The 1,988-nt window shown below is 36.1% G+C and carries 3 protein-coding genes; all 3 read left to right on the forward strand.

Annotated elements, in window-relative coordinates; translation table 11 throughout:
- On the forward strand, positions 1–497 hold a 497-nt coding region (locus tag ACFINC_RS09185; protein WP_375617012.1), incomplete at its 5' end, for a type IV secretion system protein.
- Positions 498–680: 183 nt separating this feature from the next.
- Positions 681–1,526: a type IV secretion system protein gene (locus ACFINC_RS09190; protein WP_012232527.1), complete on the forward strand. Its 846-nt coding sequence runs from the start codon at positions 681–683 to the stop codon at positions 1,524–1,526.
- Positions 1,527–1,765: 239 nt separating this feature from the next.
- Positions 1,766–1,909 carry a hypothetical protein gene (locus tag ACFINC_RS09195; RefSeq protein WP_012232528.1) on the forward strand — a complete coding sequence of 48 codons (144 nt, stop codon included), beginning with the start codon at positions 1,766–1,768 and terminating at the stop codon, positions 1,907–1,909.
- Positions 1,910–1,988: the final 79 nt, after the last annotated feature.

Here is a 1,988-nt window from a genome sequence, read left to right on the forward strand (position 1 = left end):
AAGCTTATCAGGTTATAACAAAGAGTCAGAAAACAAACCCAAAGCAAATAGACTTTTCTAGTTTTTTTCTTAAAGAGCCAAAATCTCTCTATACAGACAGTAAGCTTTCAAGGCAATCGTATCGAGAGGTCTTGGAGGAAGAAAACAAAGTTTCTGGGAATTTTGATCAAATCAGCAAAGCTATTTTTGGGCGTTTACAATCTGTATCGGTTCAAGATAAAGCTGTGAGTTTGGAAAGTTTTGAAAATGTAAAAAGTCGTTTTCAATACCTCAGAGGACTACTCGATGAGCTTCAAACAAAAGAAAAACTAAAAGACATTGCAGACCTTCAAGCACATATCGATGGTACATTAGCTATGATCCAAAATGAATTTATAAAAATGGAAATGGCAGCGTATTTACATGACGCTGAGCAATCACTTATCAAAAGGAAAAGACGCGAACTTGATATGAAATTTTTTAACCATGAAAAAAACCAGATGCCGATCATACGGTGAACACAAAAGCCGATGTATAAGGTTTAGTATTAACTCCACAATTCAAAGAAACGCAGAGATTTTATCAAAGCCAAGATATCGTGGTGAAAATGCTTAGGGAATGTATAAATGCAAATGAAGCATTTAGCATGTGTTTATGTTCTCATGTGATGAAAAATTGAAAATTCATTAAAGAGGAATGCCATGAACTTCACTATGTTCACGCAACTTTTCAATAAAATTAATCAGATAACACAAACATATGTCACGGGTATTTCCTCAAAAGCGATTGCTACAATTACACCTTTCGTTTCAATTGGAATCACCATCGCTTTCATCATCTATGGATGGCTTATCATTCGGGGCGCTATCGATATGCCACTCTCCGGATTCGTAAACCGTTTCCTGCGAATAAGCATTATTACTTCAATAGCTCTCACCTCAGGACTTTATCAAAGTGAAATTGCAAATTTGATAACGCAAATGCCCTATGAGTTCTCAAAAGCGCTCATGACAAATCCACTCACTGATACACAATTAATGAATTTACTTGACAAAGCAGCAACCAAAGGATTCCAATATGCAGGTCGTCTTTTCCAGGAAACCGTCTTCTTCGAGGCCAATGGATTGCTTTACAGCCTCTTAGGTATCCTTATCTTGCTGGCAACAAGTTCCGTCGTGGCAATCGGCGGTGGTCTCGTTATACTGACAAAAATCGCCATTACACTGCTCGTAGGATTGGGCCCTATCTTCATCATTGCTTTGCTCTGGCAACCAACCTATCGCTTTTTTCAGCAATGGTTAATCCAAGTCGTAAATTATATAATCCTCTTTCTACTCTTAGCGACTGTCTTTAATCTGATGATGAATATCTTTGCAAACTATTTGAGTGATATGGGACTCGATTACAACCAGAATGTAGCAGCCATGTTTGGGGGAGCGCTCATCTTGTCCATTATATCCATCATGCTGTTACTCAAACTATCAAGCATGGCCCATTCTCTCGCAAAAGGCATAGCATTTGGACATCTATGGAGACATAGAAACTAGAGAATGTAGAAAGAAATGATTCTCGTAACAGAAACTTTAAATCCATAGGACAAAATAACTAAAATAGCCAAGCCTACAATGAAAAATATTTGCACTAAAACTGAATTATTTTCGTCAATTAAAATACGAAATTAAGAAAAGATAAATTATCACAAATTATATGCTTTACTTTATTATTAAAATTATAATAATGATAAGAAATGCTGGGCTTTTTAATTGTCAAAAAGAGGAGTGTTAAAGTGAAGTCGGTCGTTTTTATAATTTTGATTGCAAATCTTTTATCGGCTTGTGCATTAGCACCAAAGCTAAAACAACCTAATGATAGAAACCGTGTGCCTATTAATAAAACAATCCCTGCCGAAATCAAGCGAGGAGACAGATGAAAAAGCAATTTATTATAATAGGAGTGATTAGCCTTTTGGAAATGATGAATTTGGCGCATGCAAATAACGCAGGTTTTCA

The organism is Bartonella sp. AP58NXGY (assembly GCF_042195785.1).
Lineage (GTDB): Bacteria > Pseudomonadota > Alphaproteobacteria > Rhizobiales > Rhizobiaceae > Bartonella.